The sequence below is a fragment of the Flavobacterium hibernum genome, assembly GCF_000832125.1.
GTDB lineage: Bacteria > Bacteroidota > Bacteroidia > Flavobacteriales > Flavobacteriaceae > Flavobacterium > Flavobacterium hibernum.
Genome location: NZ_JPRK01000014.1, coordinates 87,903 through 111,269 on the forward strand (window position 1 = coordinate 87,903; position 23,367 = coordinate 111,269).

Consider the following 23,367-nt stretch of genomic DNA (forward strand, 5'->3'; position numbering starts at 1 on the left):
GGATAATGAAAAAAATAATAATAACAACCGTAGTTTTTCTAGGTCTCTTTTTTACATCATCTTGTGAAAATGAATTAGATCTGAACAGCCCAAATGATATAACAGTAGATCAATATTGGAAAACTGAAAGTGATGCACAAGCTGGTGTTAACTCTATTTATGCCATGTTTTATAAAGATGGATTATGGGCAAGATGGATTTATTTCCGTCTGGATTTAACTTCTGATGAAGGATTTAGTAACAGCCCGTGGACAGAATTGGCAGATTGGACAAGATTCAATTATATCAATTATAATTTCTGGGAAGGAAATGCAGTAACATGGAGAGATACTTATAAAGCTGTTTTTAGATGTAATCAGGTTTTGGCGAATGTGCCTAATATTACATTTCAAAATGAAGACGATAAAAAGAAAATTTTGGCACAGGCTAAATTTTTCAGAGCCTTACATTACTATTACGCCGGAATTCTTTGGGAAAATATTCCTTTAGTGTTGGATCCTTCTACGCCGGCTGATTTACCCCAGCAAAGAAACGTAACCGAAGTTTGGGCACAGGTTGAAAAAGATTTAAATGAGGCTTTCGCCGATTTGCCTGTTTCATGGTCAGGTGACCAAACCGGACGTCCTGATAAAGGTGCTGCAAAAGCTTTTCTGGCAAAAGTATACATGCAACAGCATAAATGGGCAGAGGCAAAAGGGGCTCTGGAATATTTAATTACCGGTCCTGGTGCCAAGTACAATTTAGTAGCAAATTACAGAGACAACTTTACAGACGTAAATGAAAACAACATCGAATCTGTATTTGAAATTCAGTTTGGAGATCAAAGAAAAGGAGGAACTGGAGAAGATCAAAATGCTGCAGTTTCCAGTAATCGCAGTCAATTTTTTGCACCAAGAGGAATTGGATGGTCAGACGGACAAGCTCGTTTCTGGTTAGTAAATGCATTTAAACAAGAAAAAAATAAAGACGGAAATCTGGATGCAAGATTAAGATATACCTTATACTATCCTGGCCTACTAGCTGATTTTGGAGACAAAACATACGGTAAAAACTGGGAGTGGGGCAATGATGAAGCCTGGTTTAGAAAAGGAAGCCGTGATTATTACAGAAACAACGAAGATTATTACAATCAGGTAAATTACAGATTGGTTCGTTACGCAGATATCTTATTGCGTTATGCCGAAGTGCTGAACGAATTAGGAAATACAGCTGGCGCTTATCAATATGTTGATTTAGTAAGAGCACGTTCAAACATGAACACACTAGCGGTCGCACATCCTGAAATTGGAAATGATCACGATAAATTTTTAGAAAGATTAAAAACAGAAAGAGTTTTAGAATTGGCCGGAGAAAGTGTTCGCTGGGAAGATTTAAAACGTTGGGGTGATTTAAATACTCAGGCTTCTGTGGATAAAATTGCGCTTCGTGATCCTGATTTTAAAAACTTTACAGTAGGTAAAAACCAAAGATTACCAATTCCGCAGGTTGATGTGGATAATAATCCAAACCTGGATCAACACGCTGAATATTAAAATAGTTTAAAGGGAATCAGATTCAATAAATCTGATTCCCTTATAAAAAGAACGATCGTTCATAATAACAAAATTTATAATGAAAAAAGTAAAATTGTGTCTGACATTAATGTTGGCAGGACTAGTATTGCTTAGTTGCAACAACAAAAAAAATAATACTGAAGAAAGTAAAAGTGAAACCGCTAAAATCGAAAAAAGAGAAATCTGGACAAAAGATCAGGCCAATACATGGTATGCAGAACAACCTTGGTTAGTAGGGGCAAATTATTATCCTAGCACAGCTATAAATCAGTTAGAGATGTGGCAGGAAGATACATTCGATCCCAAAAGAATCGACCAGGAATTGGGCTGGGCAGAGGGTATTGGTATGAATGTAATGCGCGTTTACCTGCACGATTTATTGCATCAGCAAGATGCCGAAGGACTTTACAAACGCATGAATACATTTTTGGAAATTGCAGATAAACACCATATCAAAACGCTATTTGTTTTATTTGATTCGTGCTGGGATCCTTTTCCTGCTTTAGGAAAACAACATGTGCCAAAACCATACATACACAATTCAGGTTGGGTACAGAGTCCGGGACAAAAAGTTTTACAGGACAAAACACAATATCCGCGTTTAGAAAAATATGTAAAAGAAACCGTTGCAAAGTTCAAAGACGACAAACGTATTTTGGGTTGGGATGTCTGGAACGAACCGGATAATATGACCGGACCATCGTATGAAAAAATCGAAATCAAAAATAAAGTCGATTTGATTTTGCCGCTTTTAAAAGATGTTTTTGCCTGGGCAAGAGAAAGCAATCCGTCACAACCTTTAACCTCTGGGGTTTGGGTAGGAGACTGGAGCGATGAAGCAGAGATGAAACCAATGCACAAAATGCAGATCGAACAATCGGATGTGGTTTCTTTTCACAACTATAATACACCTGCAGATTTCGAAAAAGTAATAAAACAATTACAGCGTTACGGAAAACCGTTATTGTGTACTGAGTATATGGCAAGACCAAACGGAAGTACTTTTGAAGGATTTTTACCAATTGCAAAAAAATACAATGTTGGGATGATCAACTGGGGTTTTGTTGACGGAAAAACACAAACAAAATATGCCTGGGACAGCTGGACTAAAAAATACGATGCAGAGCCAAAACTATGGTTTCACGAAGTACTTAAAAACGACGGAACGCCTTATATAAAAGCAGAAACAGATTTGATTAAAAAGATGACTGCTGAGGCGAATAAGAAGAATTAGATAATTAATTCAATTAGATAATTAGTCAATTGACACATTTTAAAACCGATAAATATGATAAAGAAGCTTATTTTTCTGGGAATATTCTGGATTGGATTTTCCGCGAAAGCGCAACAGCCAGATCCGCCGGGACAAGTAAAAGGAAATGAAAAACCTAAAAATGAAGCCTATCTTTTTGCGCATATGACGCACAACGATTACGGCAGATTGTATTACTCTGTTAGTCTTGATGGTTTGCATTGGGAAAACTTAAACAGCGGAAAAAGAGTTTTTGAAGATTACAAAGGACATCCCGATATCTGCAAAGGGCCGGACGGGAAATACTACATTGCAGGAAACACTGGCGACGATGCAAAAACAATCAATATCTGGGTTTCAGAGGATTTAATTACGTGGAAAAAATACTCAGATTATACGCCGGATTTAAAAAGCACGCCAGATTATTCGAACGCTTTACAACGAATTGGTGCCCCAAAATTATACTACGACAAAGACTCAGAAAAGTTTATCATGACCTGGCACACGCCGCATCTTGATGGTACAAAAGAAGATCCGGAACGTTATTGGGCAAGTCAGCGAACTTTGTATGTTTTGTCTAAAGACTTAAAAACTTTCGAAGGAGCACCAAAACGTTTGTTCGACTGGGATATGGGAACCATAGATGTTTTTATCCGTAAAGTAGGTGATTCGTATTACGCTGTAATTAAAGATGAAACCTATCCAACTTTATACTGGACAACCGGAAAAACCATCCGAATCGCCAAATCAAAATCACTTTTAGGACCTTATTCTTTGCCCCAACAATCGATTAGTCCCAACTTTAGAGAAGCGCCAATGCTGATTCCTTCTCCGGATGATAAAATATGGTACATGTATTACGAGCAATATCCGGGAGTTTCTTACGGATTATCGATTGCAGATAACCTAAACGGTCCTTGGTTTCAAGCTTCAGGTTACACCTTTTTTGCCGATTGGGATAAATACAGTTTTCCTGAAAAAGTTCGTCATGGTTGTATGATCACCATTTCGAAAAAAGAATACGATGGTTTGGTGAAGAAATTTGGCCTCGTTAAAAAGTTATGAAATTATGAGTTATGAGTGAGGATTGGGGTCAATTCATAATTCATAACTCCAAACTCATAACTCAAAAAAATGGTTAGTTAAGTTAGTGTTTGAAATTACCAGGCTATGTGGATATAGTCTGGTAATTTATTTAGTAAAGAAGAAATTGAAATGGCAATAATTTTTAGAAGCATTGCACAAAACAAGATATAATGAATAAAAAAACAACTGTTTTACTGGCGCTTTTTATAAGCTGTCTGGTTCATGCACAATGGAAACCACAGGGAGATAAAATCAAAACAAAATGGGCGGAGCAGGTTGATCCTAATAAAACATTACCAGAATATCCCCGCCCGATTATGGAGCGCAGCCAATGGAAAAATTTAAATGGTTTGTGGAATTATGCCATTCAGGAATTTGGAAAAAAAGCACCTTCAAAATATGACGGGCAAATTTTGGTTCCGTTTGCGGTAGAATCCAGTTTGTCCGGTGTGATGAAAGATGTGGGAGCAAAAAATGAACTTTGGTATGAAACCCATTTTGCGCTTGAATCCAACTGGAACGGTAAAAATATCCTTTTGCATTTTGGTGCCGTAGACTGGAAAACAGAAGTATTTATTAATGATATAAAAGTAGGTTCGCATACAGGAGGTTACACTCCATTTTCGTTTGATATTACGCCTTTTATACAAAAAGGAAAAAATCAAAAACTGGTGGTGAAAGTTTGGGATCCGTCAAATGATGGTCCACAACCAAGAGGGAAACAAGTGAAAAATCCTGAAGGAATCTGGTACACACCGGTAACCGGAATTTGGCAGACGGTTTGGATAGAACCGGTAAATGCGAAAAATATTACAGCACTAAAAACAACTCCAAATATTGATCAGAATACGATAAGAATCAAAGCAGATGTTGCGGGTGCGGAAGCCGGAGATTTAGTCGAAATTACTGTTTTTGATGGCGATGCAGCAATCGCCAAAGAAAAAGCGGTTATTGGCGAAAGCAATGATATCGTATTAAATAACCTTAAATTATGGTCGCCGGAAAGTCCGTTTTTGTATCAGACAAAAATTCGTTTAATTAGTAATAATAAAGTGGTTGATGAGGTGAAAAGTTATTTTGCGATGCGAAAAATTGCATCAAAAAGAGATGAAAACGGCATTGTGAGAATGCAGTTAAATAACAAAGATTATTTTCAGTTTGGCCCATTAGATCAGGGTTGGTGGCCAGACGGTTTGTATACGGCGCCAACAGACGAAGCTCTGAAATACGATATTATTAAAACAAAAGAATTAGGTTTTAATATGATTCGTAAACACGTAAAAGTCGAACCGGAACGTTGGTACACGCACTGCGATCAGTTAGGGATTTTGGTTTGGCAGGATATGCCAAGCGGAGACGAACAGCCGCTTTGGCAAAACAGAAAATACTTTGAAGGAACCGAATTGCAGCGTTCAGCAAAATCAGAAGAAATCTATAGAAAAGAATGGCGAGAAATAATGGACCATTTGTATTCTTATCCTAGTATTGTTGTTTGGGTTCCGTTTAACGAAGCCTGGGGACAATTTAAAACGGTAGAAATTACCGAATGGACAAAAAATCACGATCCAAGCCGTTTAACCAATTCATCAAGTGGAGGAAATCATTTTCAAACCGGAGATATTCTTGATTTACACAATTATCCTGGACCGGAAATGTATTTGTATGATGCCAGAAGAGTCACTGTTTTAGGAGAATACGGCGGAATTGGTTTGCCACTCGAAGGTCATTTATGGAGAGCAAATGACAACTGGGGGTACATTAAATTTAAAAATGAAAGTGAAGTAACAGCGGAGTATATTAAATATGCTCAAATCCTGAAAAACTATGTAAAAACAGGATTTTCGGCAGCAGTTTATACTCAAACAACAGATGTAGAAGGAGAAGTAAATGGTTTCATGACCTACGACAGAAAAGTAGATAAAATGGATTTTAAAGCTATAAATAAAATTAATAGAGAGGTGATTGATGCTTTAAAACATTAAATAAGAGTTTTCTAGTTTGAGTAAACTTTGTCAAAGTTTCAAACCAAGAATGTAAGGAACTTTTGTAAAAGTTTAATTTTAAAGTTGTAACCTGATTTAATTTCTATATTCAAACATAGCCTGTGGTTTCAACCACGGGCTATGTTTGACAAGTTTACTTAAGAAAAGTAAATAACTGTTTAAATGCTATTAAACACATCGAAACATAGGTTTTTTGGAAAAAAAAGAGAAAGTAAAAGAAATAAGTTTTTAAACATAGGGATAAAGCATAGCCCGTAGTTTCAACTTTTGGGGAAATGTGATGACAAAAATACGTTTATCAATTTGTGCTTAAACACACACACAACAACAACAATAATAATAAATGAAAAAATACCTATTACTATTTTTACTAGTGGTTGTTTCAACCGGATATTCACAGCAAAAAACATTCACAAATCCCATTTTGCCATCGGGTGCAGACCCATATAGCACGTATTATAAAGGATATTACTATTACACGAATACTTTACAGAATCGATTAGAACTTTGGAAAACAAAAGATTTATCTGATCTGAAAAATGCTGAAAGTAAAGTTATTTGGACAGCTCCAAAAGGAACCGATTATTCGGCAGATATCTGGGCGCCTGAATTTCATATCATAAACGGAAAATGGTATTGCTATTTTGCAGCGGATAATGGTGACAACAACAATCACAGAATGTATGTTTTAGAAAATAAATCATCAGATCCGTTTAAAGGGAGTTTTGAATTTAAAGGAAAAATTGCTGCTAAAACCGATAAATGGGCAATTGACGGAAATGTGTTTGAACACAAAAAACAGCTGTACATGATTTGGGCAGGATGGGAAGGCAATACTAACGGACAGCAGAATATTTATATTGCCAAAATGAAAAATCCGCTTGAAATAGAAGGGGATCGTGTTATGATTTCTGCGCCAACAAACGATTGGGAAACACACGGGGCTTTGCATGATGATATCAATCCGGCACAGGTAAATGTAAATGAAGGACCTCAGTTTTTGTCCAGAAACAGTAAAATATTCATAGTGTTTTCGGCGAGCGGTTGCTGGACCGATTTCTACGCTTTGGGTTTATTAACTTTTAATGGTGGAGACAATTTATTAGATGCATCGGCATGGAAAAAATCGCCTGAACCTATTTTTAAACAATCTGATAAAAACAAAGTCTATGCACCGGGACACAATTCTTTCTTTAAATCTCCTGACGGAAAAGAAGACTGGATTTTATACCACGCCAATTCGAATCCGGGAGAAGGATGCGGCAATAAAAGATCACCAAGAATGCAGAAAATCGATTGGGATGCAAACGGATTTCCAGTTTTAGGAGAACCTGTAAGCGAAGCAACAAAATTGGCGCTGCCATCAAATTAGAAAACAATAAATACTAATCAGAGGATGATTGCTTTCGCTCCGGCGAACAGGTCTTCCTCGCAATGATATAAAAAATGAGAAATACTCAGATAGCGGCTGTTATCATGCTGGCACTTTTTCAGTTTAATTGTAAAGACGCTAAAAAAGAAAATGCAGCATCAAAAGAAACTGCTGAAAAAATAGCAGATTCGGCAAAAACAGTTTTAGAAACTAAAAACTTTGACACCATAATTGATGGTAAAAAAGTCAATTTATTTTGGATAGAAAACAAAGGAATCAAAGCGGCTTTTACCAATTATGGAGGAAGACTAGTGGGACTTTGGGTGGCTGATAAAAATGGAAAACCAACCGATGTTGTTGTTGGAATGAATAGTGCAACTGGCTTTAAAAATGCAACAGAACCTTATTTTGGAGCAACTATCGGAAGAGTTGGAAACCGAATTGCAAAGGGAAAATTTACATTGAAGGGAAAACAATATCAGGTTTCGCTAAACAATGGGAAAAATGCGTTGCATGGAGGTATAAAAGGTTTTCAGGATGTGGTTTGGGATGCTGTTAAAACCAACGAAAATACTTTGGTTTTTAGTTATGTTTCGCCAGATGGAGAACAAGGTTTTCCAGGGAATTTGAAGGTAAAAGTGACTTACACAATTACGGAGGATAATTCGGTAAAAATGGAATATGAAGCGACGACTGATAAAACTACCGTTGTTAATTTAACCAATCACGCTTTTTTCAATTTGAATGGAGAAGGAAGCGGCACGATTTTAAATCATGAATTACAAATTTATGCCAATGAATTTACACCGGTTGATGAAGGTTTGATTCCGAGTGGAGAATTGAAAGTGGTAAAAAATACACCATTTGATTTTACTTCAAAACATACTATTGGAGAGCGAATTGAAACCAAAGATAAGCAGTTAAAATTCGGAAAAGGATACGATCACAATTACGTTCTTAACGGAACAAAGAAAAACGGATTGAATCATGCCGCAACAATTTCTGGAGACAAATCAGGCATTATAATGGATGTTTTTACAGAAGAACCCGGATTGCAATTTTACAGCGGAAATTTTATGCAGTCTAAAAACACCTTTAAATCAGGTTCGAAAGATGATTTTAGAACGGCATTTGCTGTAGAAACACAACATTTTCCGGATGCACCCAATCAGCCAAAATTTGCACCGATTGTTTTAAAACCGGGACAAAAATATCATACGGTTTCTTATTATCAGTTTTCTGTGAAATGAGAGAATTAGATAATTAGAAAATGAGAGAATGGGAGGATGGAGAATGAAAAAATGACAAATTCTAATTGCTATGATGGATTAAAATCCATCATAGCAATATATTTCGTTCCTCTGGAACTTTTTAAAAAATTCCGGAGGAATGATTTGTTTTGTAGCAAGGGATTTTAATCCCTTGAAAAAAAAAGTTTCGTTCTCCGGTTAAAAAAAAACATTCCTATAAAATCTAAAACCAAAAAACATGAAAAAAATATTAAGCGTAATTACATTACTCTGCGTTTTTGCAGCCTGCTCGCAGGAAAAAAATACAGATAAACCTAAAGAAGAAGTCAAAGAAGAAACTAAAAAAAACACCATTTTATTGGCAGATCCTACCATTTTTTATAATAATGGGGTTTATTATTTATACGGCACGACATCAGGAAATATCCCAAATGGCGAAGGTTTTCAGGTGTATACGTCATCGGATTTAAAAGATTGGAAAGGGCCGGTTGGAGCGCAGAATGGTCTGGCTTTGAAAAAAGGAGATTCTTATGGAGATAAAGGTTTTTGGGCACCACAGGTTCTTTCGTATAAAAACAAATTTTATATGATTTATACGGCCAATGAAAACATTGCTACAGCAGTTAGTGATAGTCCGCTAGGGCCGTTTAAGAGTGAAACTAAAGAACCAATTATTAAAACAGGAAATCAGATTGATCCGTTTGTTTTTATCGATGAGAACGGAAAAAAATATTTATATTTTGTGAAATTAACAAACGGAAACCGAATTTTTGCAGCGGAAATAAATGATGATCTTCAAAGTATTAAACCAGAAACGCTAACAGAATGTATCTCCGGAACTTTGCCTTGGGAGAATACTGAAAATACAAATTGGCCGGTTACAGAAGGACCAACGGTTTTAAAACACAACGGTTTGTATTATCTGATTTATTCGGCAAATGATTTTAGAAATATTGATTATGCGGTTGGTTACGCTACGAGTAAAAGTGCGTTTGGGCCTTGGGAAAAATCAAAAGATAGTCCAATTATTAGTCGAAAAAATACCAGTCAAAACGGAATTGGTCATGGAGATATTTTTTGGGACAAAGATCAAAAAATGCATTATGTGTTGCATACGCATTTTAGTAAAAGCGCTGTTTCTCCTCGAAAAGCCGCCATTATTGATGTTGAGTTTGTAGGGAATGAATTAAAAGCAGTTAATAATAGTTTTAGTTTTTTGAATAATTAAAAAAGGAATTTTGATAGGATGCAAATTACCATTGAGAGGTTTCTCCACATCACTACTTTCTTTAAAAATAAATTTTAATTAACTTTTTAAAGGTTTTTTATAAAACTTAAAGTGTTGATTTTTACTTTTTGAAAGTATAATTAGATTATTGGATTTTCGGACTTCTTATTCCATTCTTAAAATGGCCTTTTTAAAATTAAAACAATTGTGGGTAAATTAATTTCACAACATTACCCTTTTAGTGATAGGGAGAGCAGGATTCGAACCATAAGCTCGGAACCCTTTCTCTCCTACATTTTCAATTATTAGATTTTTTTTAAACCTGCTAAAGGTTTTAGTTGTGGTAAAATTTAAAAAATAGTGTTTGATTTGATAATTTTTATTGAAGAAGTATGATATATCTGTCTTCCAAAAGTGCTCTATATTTTTCTTTGTACTCTTCTGATAAGAATGACTTATCAATCCATTGAATGGCTATGTTTTTGTTCATTAAGAAACGTTTTTTAATACTTCCAATTTGTTTGTCGTTTAACTCTAACATTTTACCTAATCGTTCGAAATTTTCCCATTTGATCTTTTTCTTTTTTCCTTCAAGAGTCAAAGCGAGTTCTTCGGTATCGTCTGGATTGACTATAGCTACGTTTAGGAGATCATATGCTGGGGCTAATGTCCATTTATCCCCTATATTTATCATGGAGAAGTTTTTAAGATGCATGTCGTTGTTTCCTGTCAAAAAGCTGAAAATAGCTAATTCCAGAAAGTAAACTTTATCCAACAAAGTATTATCTGAATACTCGTTAAGAGCTTTGCCTATTTTTTCCATTGAGCTTTTGTATTTATCAAAAGCTTCGGTAATTTGGAACATATCTAGCATATGGGTTTTTTCTCCTGAATCTGTTCTGTCAATACGTTTTGTAATATAAGAAAGCTCTCCTGATTGCAACCGTATCAAACTTGATTTTACTACATTTATGCCGAAGGCTTCAGCAATACGCATCGTTAGGTGTTCGTTTTCTGGCATTTCGGGAAAGTGATCGGATGGTGGTTTGAAAATATAATTCCCTCCTAAAGCACCCACTACGGTAAGACGTCCTTTGTTTCCTTCCTGAATAGTGTCATCTATTAATGATAAGGAAAGCTTAGGTTGCACTCCTGGAACAGCTATGCTTCTTTCTACTACATTTTTTGCCAATTCAACCATTTGTTTCAGAGAATGTTCAAATAATGGCTGCTGTTTGGTTCCGAAAAAATCCAGACTGCACTGTTCGTGAAAATCTCCGGTTGTATTTTCATCCAATACTTTGTAACAATATAAGCACTTTTTATTATTCATTTTCCTGTGGTATTGGTTGGACACTTACAGCTCCGATACAGTTATGGCAACATGCTAAAAGCAAGCCCATGCGGTCATTTTGATTGATTTTCCAGTTTTTTGAAGCAATATCTAATAGCCATCCTTCAGGAATTAATCCTTCAAAAAAAGGAAATAGACGTTTGTCGCTATAAGGTTTTGGGGTTACCGGCATAGTAAACGTGAGAAACTGCTTTGGATGCTCTTTAATATGTTTTTCTTCGTATTGAAAAACATACTCACCTTCGTCAGTTTCTGTGAGTATTCCTGCTAAGAGGTCTTTATAGTATATAGCCGCTTTTCTCATCCTTACTATTTATTGGTTTTGGATAATTCTCTTGCATTAACTGGTGCCAGGGTATGTCCAAACATTTTGAGTACTTGGTTTACTTTTTCCAGATTAAGGTTTTCTTTCCCTTGTTCAATTTTTCGGATTACAGTTAGCGCTACTCCAGCACGCTCAGCAAAAGCCTCTTGTGTTAGGTTTACTTCTTTTCTTTTTTCTTTTACAAAATCTGCAAGTGTCATAATTATATGCTTTTACAACGAATTTAAGCAAATATAATAATTTATATGCTTAAACATATAAAATGTGTGTGTAATTGTTAATTATATCTTTAAACATATAATGTTTATTAAGCTGTCTTTTAATGTATTGATTATCTTAGGGCGAATTTCTCTCAACGCTGTTGAGAGTTTTACATTAAATAATACTCCTTTAAAATTTCTAAAGTTTTTTATTTTTGACAGATACTTTGCTTATTTTTATTAAATATTAAAAACCTTAATTAATTGCTCAAATAATTCTTTTACGTTTACATTTCCAGCACCCATTTCTTTAAAAATTTGTTTATCTGGTAAATCTGTTTTTACAGCTTCGGTAAAATTTGCTATATCTGCTTTTACACTTGTAGGAATTGTGAAATTATCTTCAGGTGTTAATAATAATAACAATCTGAATACATCTATTTTGTGCTTACGTAACTGTCTTTCATCAATCTTTTCTCCATTCTCTTTTCGGGTTTTATAATCTAGGAATGCTTTTGCTTTTAAACCTATTAAAGCCTCTGTATTGGCTAAATGGATGTCGTTATCTAATTGGCTATGTTTGATTGTAAAATTGTAATAATCATCATCCATTAATATTGCTGAAAGGCTTGAAATTTCGGTATCTACTGGAATTGGCGTTAGATGTGCTTGTTCTTCTAAATCTAACAAATCTGGGATTCTTGAAAACAATTCAATTTGAAATGGAAATTCTTCTACTTGAGGTTTTTGAAAACGATAGTATTTTCGGTCTTCTTCGCTTTTTTCTTTTACTTCATAATTTCCTTGTTTAATAAACTCCCAAAAGTGAGTTGCAAATTCAGGACTTAAAGCTTCGATTACTAAAATGATATCGATGTCTTTTGTTGCTCTTGGTGTAAGTCCTACATTATTAATAACAATATCACAAGCGGTTCCGCCAATGATAATATAGTTGTCTGTGAATTCTTTAAAGTGTTGTCTGAAAATTTCTAAACCTCTTACCATATGTATTTTTCAATTATTTGGTCTAATGCCATATCTGTTCTTTCGTCAATAAATCTGTCTTTTAAACTTAAATATAAAGACAGTGGATCTACATTATTTTTCTTTGTGATTCCTTTTGTGATTAGTTCCGGATTGTATTTCCAAACTTCTAATGCAAAATTTCCATTTTCATTATTCAGATTAACTAACTTATTGTTTTTCTCTAACTCGTAAAATTGTTTTTTCTCTATAGCAAAATATTCTAATGCACTTGGATTCATATCCGTATATTCTTCTAGTGCAGTTGTATTAGATTTTAATAATCCTTTTGGCTTTTCATCAACATAAACAGTTTTCATAACTGGGTTAATTAATAATCGTTCACTATCTCCCCAAAGCTTTTGCAGGTCTTTTTCGAAAATAATATTCTTTTCTTTTGTTCCTTCAACTTTCACTATCGCTAATCTTCTCAGATTTTCTATTGCTTTAGTTATTCCCATTTGGGTGTATTGTAACTTTTCTGCTAGTTCTTTGAATGTATATTGGCTTAAATTATCGTCTTTGTGTAAAATTTGATATAGTAAGATTAGCTGAGCTGAGGGCAGTAACAAGAAAGATTTTTTAAATTCCTTTTCTTTCTCGTAATCTTGAATATCTATTAATAATTCTGTTAGATACATTTGCTTCCCAGGAATAATGAAACTGATTTTATGCTCTATTAGTCGTTTACGATTTAGTGCGCTTATAGTATCAGTAACTATAATTATTCTTTTTTCAAGCTTTTTTTGAATTTCTACTATTTGCTTTCTCAATTGGCTTGCATTGAGAGTATCTTCTTTATTAAGTTCCAATAAAATTAATTCGTGATTACTTAAAGTAGTGCTATAGAATTTAAAATTGCTCTTGAATATAAAAGGCAACTTATTCAATTGTTCATTTTGCAACTCTTTTATTTCGAGTTGTACGCCAAGTATTTGTTGGATATAGTCTTTTAATTTTTCCATAATAAATTAGAATAAACTAATAAAATTAACAATAAACCACATAGGTTTATTGTGCAAATATAGGTTTATTATATTGAAAATTAATTTATTAATGAATAAAGTACAGCGATTATTGTATAAAAGAAATCAGTTTATATCGAAATAATAGCTTTATCATTAAATCCTGTATTTTCATTGTACTTAATATATCCTAATTGATTGGTTATTAGTTTTGTATTTCCAATCTCAAAATCAGCAAGGTTGACGTGATGGTGTCCGTAAATCCAATAATCAATATTACTACCTTCAATGAGTTTTTCTAATTCCGAAGCAAAAGCTTCATTGATATTGCTATTGGCATATTTCTCAGGATAGTTAATAAATGTTGGCGCATGATGGGTTACAACAACTGTTTTTTTATTTGATTTTTCATTTAATGCGTTTTGTAAAAATTCTACACTTTTTTGGTGTAATAGATTGTAATCATCAACATTTAATAATCTCTCAGTAAAATTAATTACTTTAAAATCGGAAAGGCTTTGTTGAATTAGCCACCGCCTTGTTTCTGAAATATTTGACCAAAGGGTAGAAAAAATAATATTTACACCCAAAATTTCTTTCATACAGTTGTTTACTAAAATTATATTCTCTCGGATTTGGATATCTAAAGAACCACTTTTTTTAGCAATGTCATAATAGTAATATTCATGATTTCCTGGTATCCAGAAAGTCATTTTGAAATTACTAGAAATATAGTCGAAGAAATCTTGATGTTTATCAATTATAGCGAATGGAACTATATCTCCAGCTAAAATTAGAATATCTGCTTCTGGTTTTATAGGATTGTCAACTATGTGTTTTTTGTTCTCTGGGAACTCTAGATGGAGGTCTGAGCAGTATTGGATTTTCATTTACAAAACAGGTTTTATTTTTAATCAACAATAGTTAATTTATCGCAATCGCTTTTACAATTTAATATTTTTTTGAAATATTAATACTTATTGCATTGTTTATTTTTTATCCTTTACGAAGATACTCATATTGGTGGGTTCAATTGAAATTTTATCTTTTTTGTCAATTTTGTCAATCGAATTTGAACTAAAAATTTGATATCCTGAATAAATTGTAAATCATAAGAATAGGATTTCTCATCATAATGTAAAAAATCAATCGTTTTTGTCTAAATTGCCTAAGATAAAATTGTTTTCCCCAACTGGGTTTCCTCGTCGCGCTAATTCCGAAAACAATTCACTGCCGTTCAATTGGTAAATATGAATGTGTTTAAATTTGTATATTCGGTTGTGTTAAAATTAGTAAACAGGATTAGTTTTAAAAACTAAAAAGAATATACTTTTTGTGTCCATGTCAATTGCGTCCGCACTGCGGACGCAATTGGAAATGTACTGCAAAATTTGTGATATATTTCAAATGGTATTTTTGTTCTAAATGGATTGAAGTTCTTTAAGAGGTTTCAAATTCAGGAGCTCCTTTATAAAAAAAATCACTTAAACTTAGATTTCAGTTTCTCCATATCTTCCATTATATTCACATCCAAAACTTTCGCATAATGCTGAGTCTGTTTGGTGTTGGTATGCCCCATCATAGCAGATACGTTTTCAAGTCTTACTCCATTTCCTAGAGTGACTGTAGTGGCAAAAGTATGTCTGGCAACATACCATGTAAGATGTTTGTCTATGCCGCAGACATCAGCGATTTCCTTTAGATAGGCATTCATTTTCTGATTGGATATTTTCGGGATAAGACCTTTCTGCTGATTTTTATATTTAGAAATAATTTTCTCAACGGTAGGCAGTACCGGGACATTGGCCCTGATGGCAGTTTTCGCTCTGCTGGTCATAATCCATAAATTTCCTGTCGAATCTTCTGATAAGTTTCTTTCGGTCAGCTCCAAGGCATCGACAGGGGCATAACCTGTGTAGCAGCTGAAAAGGAATATATCCTTCACCTTTTCCAGACGGGGAGTTGGAAATATTTTGTTCTCGATTGTATTCAGTTCCTGCTGGGTTAGGAAAACAGCATCTTTTATGCTCAGCCTGCCGTCATAAATGTTGAATGGGTTTTTTATGATCAAGTCCATTTTAATGGCGTAATTGCATGCAGTTTTATACATTTTCATATATTTTACCACCGAATTGTTTTTGATACCTGTCTGGTCTTTAAAACTGCTCTCATATTTAAGATACTGCTCCAATTTAAAGACAAACGAGCTTGATAATTCAGATGCGAGCAGATCTTCCTTTTTGTAGGTGCTGGTGATGAAATCCAAAAGTAAATCCTTTGCTCTTTTGTACTTCTGCAGTGAAGCCGGTGCGCGTTCTCCAGAATTGACTCTTTTGGTGAAAAATAAGTTGTAAGTGTCCATAATCTCAATTATGGTTGGGCCTTCAGGTTGGTCGATTTTGACTTTTCCTGTGAGTTCAGCTTTTAGTAAATCTAGGTCAACTTCGGGATCAATTCTGAAGAGTTCAGTAAACTTTTTTTCGGCATTGAGCTGCATAAGTTCAAGAGAGCTTTTAATTACCTTCTCTTTTTCCGCTTTCAGTGTATTTTTCAGGTGGTTTGTCTGGATCCATTTTTCTTTCGAGATAAATTTTCCCGACGCGATTGTAATTATTTTGTTTTTATAAGAAAGTCTTAGGATAATAGAGCTTTCTCCGTCGCGGTTAACTCTGCCGGATTTTAGCAGAAAAATTGTTTTTAACATGTTATCTAGTTTTAAAATTAATAATCAAATTGAATTAATAATTTTAAGAGAGCCCATTAACAGCAGGGAATTCCCGGGGAATTCTTTTGTTTTAGTGGTCCAATTTTGAGAAAAAAGATCTCAAAAAAAGTGGGTCACTAATTGTGCCACCATTCTTTGATAAAACATGTGCTTTTTGAAAAGTGTGTAAAAACGAAAAAGCCTTTAAACACTAGTGTTTAAAGGCTTTTGACTTTTAAAGTTTCTTCTGAAACTTCTACTGGCGGAGAAAGAGGGATTCGAACCCCCGGACCTGTTACAGTCAACAGTTTTCAAGACTGCCGCATTCGACCGCTCTGCCATTTCTCCAGTATGTCGCGATCATTTGCTGATTGCGAGTGCAAATATAAGACGCTTTTCCGGTTCTCAAAACTTTTTTTAGACTTTTTTTTAGGTTCTTTTGAAATAACTTTCAAGTGTCTAATTATCAGTATTTATGAAAAAGATATTTTTAGAAAAATTATTCTAAGTCGTCCAAAACGGGCACTGGTTTTTTGTTTTCATCTACTGCAACAAACGAAAAAGTTCCTGAAACTACGGTTTCGCGAAGCTCAGAATACATTTGCTCCATAAAAATATCAACGTGAATTTTGCAGCTCGTTCTTCCAACGCTCACTACTTTGGCTACCAATTCGATTAAAGTTCCGGCAGGAATTGCTTTTTTAAAGTCAATTTGACCAGTTGAAATCGTTACAACCTTCTTTCTACTAAATCTTGTTGCGCAAATAAAAGCAACTTCATCCATAAGATGAAGCGCTGTACCTCCAAATAAAGTATCATAATGATTTGTTGTACTCGGAAAAACTGCTTTAAAAATATGCGTTTCTGATTTTATGATTCTTTCTTCTAATGTCCCCATATTAGTAGCTTACGTATTCAGTAATTTCAAGTCCGTAACCAATCATTCCAACACGTTTTGTTTGCTCTGTATTAGAAACTAATCTAATTTTAGAAATATCAATATCATGCAAGATTTGAGCTCCAATTCCGTAATCTTTACTGTCAATAATTACTTTTGGTGCTTTCATTATACCTTCAGCCTGCAATGTTTTAAGTTCTGCAATTCTATTTAAAAGATTTACAGCAGTCATATCCTGATTGATAAACAAAACAGCTCCCTTTCCATTTTCGTTAATCACCTTAAACATATCGTCTAATTGTTGTTCTGCATTATTAGTCAAAGTGCCTAATAAGTCATTATTTACTTGCGAAGAATTGATTCTTGTCAAAATTGGTTCCCCAAGATTCCAAGTTCCTTTAGTTAAAGCAATATGAATTTGTTTGTTTGTAGTTTGTTCGTACGCTCTTAGTCTGAAAGTTCCAAAACGAGTTTCGATATCAAAGTCTTCTTTTTTAACGATCAAGCTATCGTGTTGCATTCTGTATGCAACTAAATCTTCAATAGAAACTAATTTTAAATTAAATTTCTTCGCCACTTTTACTAATTCCGGTAAACGTGACATAGTTCCGTCTTCGTTTAAGATTTCGCAAATAACTCCAGCTGATTTAAATCCAGCCAGTCTAGCAAAGTCAATTGCAGCCTCTGTATGGCCGGTTCTTCTTAAAACACCACCTTGTTTTGCGACCAATGGAAAAATGTGTCCAGGCCTTGCCAATTCATGTGGTTTAATGTTTGAATCTGTCAACGCCAAAACAGTTTTAGATCTGTCAGATGCAGAAATTCCAGTCGTTACGCCGTGTCCTTTTAAATCTACTGAAACCGTAAATGCAGTTTCCATATGGTCAGTGTTATTGGTAACCATTGGTCTTAAATCCAATTCTTTACAACGGCTTTCAGTTAATGGAGCGCAAATTAATCCACGTCCGTGAGTCGCCATAAAATTGATCATTTCAGGAGTTACTTTTTCGGCCGCAGCCAAAAAATCACCTTCATTTTCACGATCTTCATCATCGACTACAATGATTACTTTACCTTGACGAATATCTTCTATAGCTTCTTCAATGGTATTCAGTTGTATTTTTGTTGTTGACATAGTTATTTTTGATTTTGAGCAGGAAAAAACCGCTTGGAAATTTTTTGAAATAGTTGCGATATTGGAGTAGTAATTGCATCAAAGTTTATTAATCCGTTATCGTTTGTTGCACGATACGTTAATAATATAGCCAATGGTGACAATACAAAAGAAGACATCCATGAACCCATAAACGGAGTCATTCCGCCCTCTTGTGCGACTCTTTTTCCAAAAGTATTTATAAAGTGGAAAGTAATAAAAATCAAAACGGCAAAGACAATCGGTAAGCCAAGTCCTCCTTTTCGGATAATTGCACCTAATGGCGCTCCAATGAAAAACATTAAAAAACAGGCAAAAGCAATGACAAACTTTTCGTATAAAGCGGTTAAGTGTTTGTTTATTTCTCGTTCCTTATCTCTTAAGTCTTTTTGGGTTGTTTCAATAGAATAAATATTACTAGTTACATTACTAGTAGCCATTCTTAAAATATCCGATTTTTGTTTGTTATCATATAAAGATAAAAGATTGTCCGGTAAAGGTTTCTTTTTTATATCTGATTTTATTGGTGATATGGATTTTCTAATTCCAACACGTTGATTGATGTTTTCTGAAAAAGAGATTATTTCATTATCCAAGTTTTTGCTTAAAGAGTCTAAAGTATAACGTAACTCATTAACATTTAGCATCGTGTTGGTGCTTTCCATATTCTCTTGGTTTTCATCAACTTTATTTAATTCAGATAAGTCAATATTGATGATTTGCTTTTTAAAAGCCCCTTTTATAAAAGGCAATTTGGCACGATCTTCATATTTTTTTGGAGTAACATCTTGATAGTAGTATCCGTCATTTAAAACTAATTTTAAAATACTGGATTTTTCGTTACTCATTAATTCTCCACTTTTGGCCTTAATAACAGTTTTGTTTTCACCGCTGCCACTTGGTTTTTCGTGAATTGTAACACCGGTTAAAACATTTCCATTTTCACCAGATTTTTTATTAACCTTAATATTATAAAAGCCAACGTCGTTAAATTGACCTTCGGCAATTGCCATTGCTGGCTTCACTTGGGCAATGTTTTTTCGGAAATTCATAAATTTATATTCCGCGTAAGGGATCACATTATTGGCAAACCAAAAAGCGACAATACTTAGTACAAATATAAATACGATTAAACCTCGCATTGCTCTTTGAAGTGATATCCCGGAAGATTTCATAGCTGCGAATTCGTAGTTTTCGGCTAAATTTCCAAAAGTCATTATGGATGCCAGTAAAACCGATAATGGTAAAACCAAAGGAATGATCCTGGGCATCGAGAATAACAGGAATTTTACAACCAATAATAAATCCAAATCTTTACCAGCAAGTTCTGAAATAAAGAGCCAAACGGTTTGAAGTATGAATATAAAAAAAAGGATTACGAATACCGTAGTAAATGTAATCAGAAATGTTTTTAGTAAGTATTTGTCTAAAATTTTCAACCTTGAATTAGTCTAATTTATTGATGTAGTATTTTGGGTATTTGCTCGCTACAAATGTAAATTGATTTTTTGATAAAGGCTGATTGGTTTTGAAAGAATTAACCGTTAAAGTGGTTTTTGTTCCATTTTTTCCTGTTTCAATCAAATTATAGATGTGTTTTGTTTGAACATCGATACCTAAAAGAATCTCTTTTCTTTGATCTTTAGAATTTGTAGGTGCTAATTTAATGTATTGGATTTTTCTTCCTTTAACATTTTGAACAATATCCATATTGTATTTGTAGCCTGAGTTGAAAAAAGTAAGCATTTTTGAAGGCGTAATAGCATTATCGTCTTTTTCGTTTACTTTAGAAACAGTAACTTCTTCGTCTTCCGGATTAATTGTATATGTTTTTTGACCATCAAAAATTTTTGTAACTCCCATAAAATTCAATACATATTGATTTCCTTTCATAGTTACATTTCCTTTGCTGTCTTGGTTGATATTTTCTTTAGCGTTGTTTAAAGAGTATTTAAAATCGATAACAATATTGTCGTAGCTTTTTATTTTTGAAGTTACTTCGTTCAATAAATCTTTTGCTTTTTTATCCTGAGCCTGAATAGAAGTGAAGCTTAAAAGCAATAAAACTGCAATTTGTAAGCACTTTTTAGTCATCTTAGTAATAGAATTGGTGTGGATTTCCTGAATTTTTGTTTTCATGATGGGGTTAATTTTGTTCATTATTAAAAAATTGATCAAGAGAACTTAAGTCAGATATGTTCACACTTCTTGCTTTACTGCCTTCAAAAGGTCCAACAATTCCTGCTGCTTCCAGCTGATCGATCAAACGACCGGCTCTGTTGTAACCCAATTTTAATTTTCTTTGCAATAATGAAGCAGAACCTTGTTGTGCATTGACAATAATCTCTGCAGCTTCTCTAAATAAGGTATCTCTATCGGAAATATCAACATCAAGATTGATGCCAGTTTCTTCCCCAACGAACTCAGGAAGTAAATAAGCTGTGGCATATGCTTTTTGTGAGCCAATAAAATCAGTGATTTTTTCGACTTCTGGAGTGTCAATGAAAGCACATTGTACACGAACAACATCATTTCCATTGGTGTACAATAAATCTCCTCGACCAATTAACTGATCTGCTCCTTGAGTATCTAAAATCGTTCTGGAGTCAATTTTTGAAGTTACTCTAAAGGCAATCCTCGCAGGGAAATTGGCTTTAATTAAACCTGTAATGACGTTTACAGATGGTCTTTGGGTTGCAATAATTAAGTGAATACCAATAGCACGCGCCAATTGAGCCAAACGAGCAATTGGAATTTCGACTTCTTTACCGGCAGTCATAATCAAATCGGCAAACTCATCGACTACTAATATAATATAAGGTAAAAAACGGTGTCCTGCCTCAGGGTTTAATTTTCTAGCTTTAAATTTATCGTTGTATTCTTTGATATTACGAACCATCGCGTCTTTTAATAAAGAGTAACGATTGTCCATCTCTACACAAAGGGAATTTAATGTGTTTACAACTTTTGCATTATCTGTAATGATAGCATCATCAGTATCAGGAAGTTTGGCTAAATAATGTCTTTCAATTTTGTTGAATAACGTTAACTCTACTTTTTTTGGATCAACCAAAACAAATTTTACTTCAGCTGGATGCTTTTTGTATAAAAGAGAAGTTAATACGGCGTTTAGTCCAACAGATTTTCCCTGTCCTGTAGCACCTGCCATCAGTAAGTGAGGCATTTTAGCTAAATCGACAACAAAAGTTTCGTTTGAAATTGTTTTACCCAATGCAATTGGAAGCTCCATCTCAGCTTCCTGAAATTTAGCCGATCCAATAACGCTTTTCATTGAAACCATAGTTGGATTCTTGTTTGGAACCTCAATACCAATAGTTCCTTTTCCAGGAATTGGAGCAATAATACGAATTCCCAATGCCGAAAGTGATAAAGCAATATCGTCTTCTAAACTTTTAATTTTAGAGATTCTGATTCCTGCTTCCGGTACAATTTCATATAAAGTTACCGATGGACCAACAGTAGCTTTAATCTGTGCAATTTCAATTTTGTAGTTACGAAGTGTATCTACAATTTTGTTTTTATTTTCTTCTAATTCTTCCTGATTAATAGTAATTCCTCCAGTCGAATATTCTTTTAATAAATCGATTGTTGGGAATTTGTAATTTGATAAATCTAAAGTAGGGTCAAATAATCCAAAATCAGCTACTAAACGAGAAGCCAGATTTTCTTCGATAATATCTTCTTCTTCAGCTTTTTCAATAACAAATTCTTCCGTGTGAACTGTAGTAGGAGCTACTGTCACTGGTTTGATATCCATTTGAACTGGTTTTACAACCGGATTCAAATCTATTTCTGATGAATTTGAAATAGTTGGTTTTAAAGCTTCTTTGTTGATTTCGAATTGAGTGTCCTGAGTTTTTAAGTGAATGTGGTCTAATTCAGGATCTTCTTCGATAGCAAATTCTTCTAAATTGTATGCGCTTTCAGGTTGTTGAGGCGTTTTTATAGAATTTAATTCTGATTTGAATTCTTTTTTAGTAGAATCAAAATATGACTGAATTTTTTCAGGTGATAATTTAATTTTAAAGATCAGATAAATGATTAAACCAAAAAGCAGGGTCAATAAAGTTCCTGTTTTTCCAATGTAATCCTGAAGAAATAAATTAAGTTCATAACCAATTGTTCCGCCTAATTCAGGAGCTGAAGTGGCAAAAAATCCAAATAGAACAGAAACAATAATGATGGCAAATAAATCCCAAAACCAAATGCTTTTTAGTTTTTTGGTTGACATTTCTAAAGCTAGAAATAATCCGGTTAAGAAAAATAAACGAACTAATACAAAAGAAGCAAGACCGAAACCTCTGTATACTATAATATCAGCGAGATAGGCTCCGAATTTTCCAAGCCAGTTCTCTACAATTTCTGTACGATCTCCAATCTGGCTTACTGCACTTTGGTCAGATTGCCATTGTCCGTTGACGTAAAAAGAAATAAATGCAACTAATAATGCAACTGAAAAGAGTACCAAAAGGCATCCCAAAACAAATTTTTGTTGTTTGGTTAGTTTCCAAGATTTTAATGTCTCAGCTTTTGATTCGTTTTTTTTGTCTGAAGTTTCTTTTTTGGTTGTTTTTGCCATTCTTGCGTTTCCTATTGCCTATACAAATTTTGGTATATAAATAATCAAGCCTATTGCTATTGCTGTCAATGCGGCAAAAAATACTGCTCCTGCGGCAATATCTTTAATAAAACCGATTCTTTCATGATAATTAGGATGAATAAAATCAGCAATTTTTTCGACTGCTGTGTTCAATCCTTCAATACTTAAAACTAAACCAATTGCTAAGGTTTGACAAAGCCATTCAGTTTGTGAAATATGAAAATAGAATCCGGCAATGGTCATTATAATTCCCAATGAGAATTGAACCATAATGCTGTGTTCTGTTCGAATAAGTTTTACGGCACCGTTAAAAGCATAAGTCATGCTTTTAAGTCGGCCTGTAACAAAAGTATTATCTTTTTGAAATTCCATTTATTGGT

General features: G+C 34.0%; 20 protein-coding genes and 1 tRNA gene. 7 read left to right on the forward strand and 14 right to left on the reverse strand.

Annotated elements, in window-relative coordinates:
• The first annotated feature begins 5 nt into the window (after window positions 1–5).
• The 7 genes from IW18_RS16975 (at window position 6) to IW18_RS17005 (ending at window position 9,744) form a co-directional block, all read left to right on the forward strand.
• Window positions 6–1,532, forward strand: coding sequence for a RagB/SusD family nutrient uptake outer membrane protein (locus tag IW18_RS16975; RefSeq protein ID WP_041519115.1), 1,527 nt, complete (start codon window positions 6–8; stop codon window positions 1,530–1,532).
• A 79-nt stretch (window positions 1,533–1,611) separates the two neighbouring features.
• Complete coding sequence (locus IW18_RS16980; RefSeq protein WP_041519116.1) at window positions 1,612–2,787, forward strand: glycoside hydrolase 5 family protein; 1,176 nt, start codon at window positions 1,612–1,614, stop codon at window positions 2,785–2,787.
• A gap of 54 nt (window positions 2,788–2,841) precedes the next feature.
• Window positions 2,842–3,870 (forward strand): glycoside hydrolase family 43 protein, encoded by a 1,029-nt coding sequence (locus IW18_RS16985; RefSeq protein WP_041519117.1) that lies wholly within the window; start codon window positions 2,842–2,844, stop codon window positions 3,868–3,870.
• Between the two features lie 191 nt (window positions 3,871–4,061).
• Window positions 4,062–5,873, forward strand: coding sequence for a glycoside hydrolase family 2 protein (locus IW18_RS16990; protein WP_041519119.1), 1,812 nt, complete (start codon window positions 4,062–4,064; stop codon window positions 5,871–5,873).
• A gap of 364 nt (window positions 5,874–6,237) precedes the next feature.
• Window positions 6,238–7,266 (forward strand): glycoside hydrolase family 43 protein, encoded by a 1,029-nt coding sequence (locus tag IW18_RS16995; RefSeq protein WP_041519121.1) that lies wholly within the window; start codon window positions 6,238–6,240, stop codon window positions 7,264–7,266.
• Between the two features lie 74 nt (window positions 7,267–7,340).
• A complete protein-coding gene (locus IW18_RS17000; RefSeq protein WP_041519123.1) occupies window positions 7,341–8,516 on the forward strand; it encodes an aldose epimerase family protein in 1,176 nt (391 codons plus the stop codon).
• Between the two features lie 238 nt (window positions 8,517–8,754).
• Entirely contained in the window at window positions 8,755–9,744 is a 990-nt protein-coding gene (locus IW18_RS17005; protein WP_041519124.1) for a glycoside hydrolase family 43 protein, read from the forward strand.
• 379 nt (window positions 9,745–10,123) lie between these two features.
• Here the strand turns inward: IW18_RS17005 and IW18_RS17010 are convergent, their stop codons facing one another.
• From IW18_RS17010 to IW18_RS17075, 14 genes are all read right to left on the reverse strand, one after another.
• Window positions 10,124–11,077 (reverse strand): HipA domain-containing protein, encoded by a 954-nt coding sequence (locus tag IW18_RS17010; protein ID WP_041519126.1) that lies wholly within the window; start codon window positions 11,075–11,077, stop codon window positions 10,124–10,126.
• Complete coding sequence (locus tag IW18_RS17015) at window positions 11,070–11,402, reverse strand: HipA N-terminal domain-containing protein (protein ID WP_041519127.1); 333 nt, start codon at window positions 11,400–11,402, stop codon at window positions 11,070–11,072. The genes IW18_RS17010 and IW18_RS17015 overlap by 8 nt, the downstream gene beginning before the upstream one ends.
• A gap of 5 nt (window positions 11,403–11,407) precedes the next feature.
• Window positions 11,408–11,626: a type II toxin-antitoxin system Y4mF family antitoxin gene (locus tag IW18_RS17020; RefSeq protein ID WP_083558753.1), complete on the reverse strand. Its 219-nt coding sequence runs from the start codon at window positions 11,624–11,626 to the stop codon at window positions 11,408–11,410.
• Window positions 11,627–11,863: 237 nt separating this feature from the next.
• Complete coding sequence (locus IW18_RS17025; RefSeq protein ID WP_041519130.1) at window positions 11,864–12,628, reverse strand: nucleotidyl transferase AbiEii/AbiGii toxin family protein; 765 nt, start codon at window positions 12,626–12,628, stop codon at window positions 11,864–11,866.
• Window positions 12,622–13,611 (reverse strand): MarR family transcriptional regulator, encoded by a 990-nt coding sequence (locus IW18_RS17030; protein WP_041519131.1) that lies wholly within the window; start codon window positions 13,609–13,611, stop codon window positions 12,622–12,624. The genes IW18_RS17025 and IW18_RS17030 overlap by 7 nt, the downstream gene beginning before the upstream one ends.
• Window positions 13,612–13,742: 131 nt before the next feature.
• Entirely contained in the window at window positions 13,743–14,501 is a 759-nt protein-coding gene (locus IW18_RS17035; RefSeq protein ID WP_041519132.1) for a metallophosphoesterase, read from the reverse strand.
• Window positions 14,502–15,091: 590 nt separating this feature from the next.
• Window positions 15,092–16,315: a site-specific integrase gene (locus tag IW18_RS17040; protein ID WP_041519133.1), complete on the reverse strand. Its 1,224-nt coding sequence runs from the start codon at window positions 16,313–16,315 to the stop codon at window positions 15,092–15,094.
• 260 nt (window positions 16,316–16,575) lie between these two features.
• Window positions 16,576–16,663 (reverse strand) — tRNA-Ser (locus tag IW18_RS17045).
• A 151-nt stretch (window positions 16,664–16,814) separates the two neighbouring features.
• Window positions 16,815–17,213, reverse strand: coding sequence for an acyl-CoA thioesterase (locus IW18_RS17050; RefSeq protein WP_041519134.1), 399 nt, complete (start codon window positions 17,211–17,213; stop codon window positions 16,815–16,817).
• A gap of 1 nt (window position 17,214) precedes the next feature.
• Complete coding sequence (gene ribB / locus IW18_RS17055) at window positions 17,215–18,348, reverse strand: 3,4-dihydroxy-2-butanone-4-phosphate synthase (protein ID WP_041519135.1); 1,134 nt, start codon at window positions 18,346–18,348, stop codon at window positions 17,215–17,217.
• A 2-nt stretch (window positions 18,349–18,350) separates the two neighbouring features.
• Window positions 18,351–19,805: an LptF/LptG family permease gene (locus tag IW18_RS17060; RefSeq protein ID WP_041519136.1), complete on the reverse strand. Its 1,455-nt coding sequence runs from the start codon at window positions 19,803–19,805 to the stop codon at window positions 18,351–18,353.
• Between the two features lie 7 nt (window positions 19,806–19,812).
• The gene (locus IW18_RS17065; protein ID WP_052480211.1) at window positions 19,813–20,505 is read right to left on the reverse strand and encodes a LolA family protein; all 693 of its coding nucleotides are present in this window, start codon (window positions 20,503–20,505) and stop codon (window positions 19,813–19,815) included.
• A gap of 7 nt (window positions 20,506–20,512) precedes the next feature.
• A complete protein-coding gene (locus IW18_RS17070; protein WP_041519137.1) occupies window positions 20,513–22,966 on the reverse strand; it encodes a DNA translocase FtsK in 2,454 nt (817 codons plus the stop codon).
• An 18-nt stretch (window positions 22,967–22,984) separates the two neighbouring features.
• Window positions 22,985–23,359: a diacylglycerol kinase family protein gene (locus tag IW18_RS17075; RefSeq protein ID WP_041519138.1), complete on the reverse strand. Its 375-nt coding sequence runs from the start codon at window positions 23,357–23,359 to the stop codon at window positions 22,985–22,987.
• Window positions 23,360–23,367: the final 8 nt, after the last annotated feature.

Coding starts and splice junctions, on each gene's coding strand:
- IW18_RS16975 (WP_041519115.1), top strand. CDS start 6: ATGAAAAAAATAATAATAACAACCGTAGTTTTTCTAGGTCTCTTTTTT.
- IW18_RS16980 (WP_041519116.1), top strand. CDS start 1,612: ATGAAAAAAGTAAAATTGTGTCTGACATTAATGTTGGCAGGACTAGTA.
- IW18_RS16985 (WP_041519117.1), top strand. CDS start 2,842: ATGATAAAGAAGCTTATTTTTCTGGGAATATTCTGGATTGGATTTTCC.
- IW18_RS16990 (WP_041519119.1), top strand. CDS start 4,062: ATGAATAAAAAAACAACTGTTTTACTGGCGCTTTTTATAAGCTGTCTG.
- IW18_RS16995 (WP_041519121.1), top strand. CDS start 6,238: ATGAAAAAATACCTATTACTATTTTTACTAGTGGTTGTTTCAACCGGA.
- IW18_RS17000 (WP_041519123.1), top strand. CDS start 7,341: ATGAGAAATACTCAGATAGCGGCTGTTATCATGCTGGCACTTTTTCAG.
- IW18_RS17005 (WP_041519124.1), top strand. CDS start 8,755: ATGAAAAAAATATTAAGCGTAATTACATTACTCTGCGTTTTTGCAGCC.
- IW18_RS17010 (WP_041519126.1), bottom strand. CDS start 11,077: ATGAATAATAAAAAGTGCTTATATTGTTACAAAGTATTGGATGAAAAT.
- IW18_RS17015 (WP_041519127.1), bottom strand. CDS start 11,402: ATGAGAAAAGCGGCTATATACTATAAAGACCTCTTAGCAGGAATACTC.
- IW18_RS17025 (WP_041519130.1), bottom strand. CDS start 12,628: ATGGTAAGAGGTTTAGAAATTTTCAGACAACACTTTAAAGAATTCACA.
- IW18_RS17030 (WP_041519131.1), bottom strand. CDS start 13,611: ATGGAAAAATTAAAAGACTATATCCAACAAATACTTGGCGTACAACTC.
- IW18_RS17035 (WP_041519132.1), bottom strand. CDS start 14,501: ATGAAAATCCAATACTGCTCAGACCTCCATCTAGAGTTCCCAGAGAAC.
- IW18_RS17040 (WP_041519133.1), bottom strand. CDS start 16,315: ATGTTAAAAACAATTTTTCTGCTAAAATCCGGCAGAGTTAACCGCGAC.
- IW18_RS17050 (WP_041519134.1), bottom strand. CDS start 17,213: ATGGGGACATTAGAAGAAAGAATCATAAAATCAGAAACGCATATTTTT.
- ribB (WP_041519135.1), bottom strand. CDS start 18,348: ATGTCAACAACAAAAATACAACTGAATACCATTGAAGAAGCTATAGAA.
- IW18_RS17065 (WP_052480211.1), bottom strand. CDS start 20,505: ATGAAAACAAAAATTCAGGAAATCCACACCAATTCTATTACTAAGATG.
- IW18_RS17070 (WP_041519137.1), bottom strand. CDS start 22,966: ATGGCAAAAACAACCAAAAAAGAAACTTCAGACAAAAAAAACGAATCA.
- IW18_RS17075 (WP_041519138.1), bottom strand. CDS start 23,359: ATGGAATTTCAAAAAGATAATACTTTTGTTACAGGCCGACTTAAAAGC.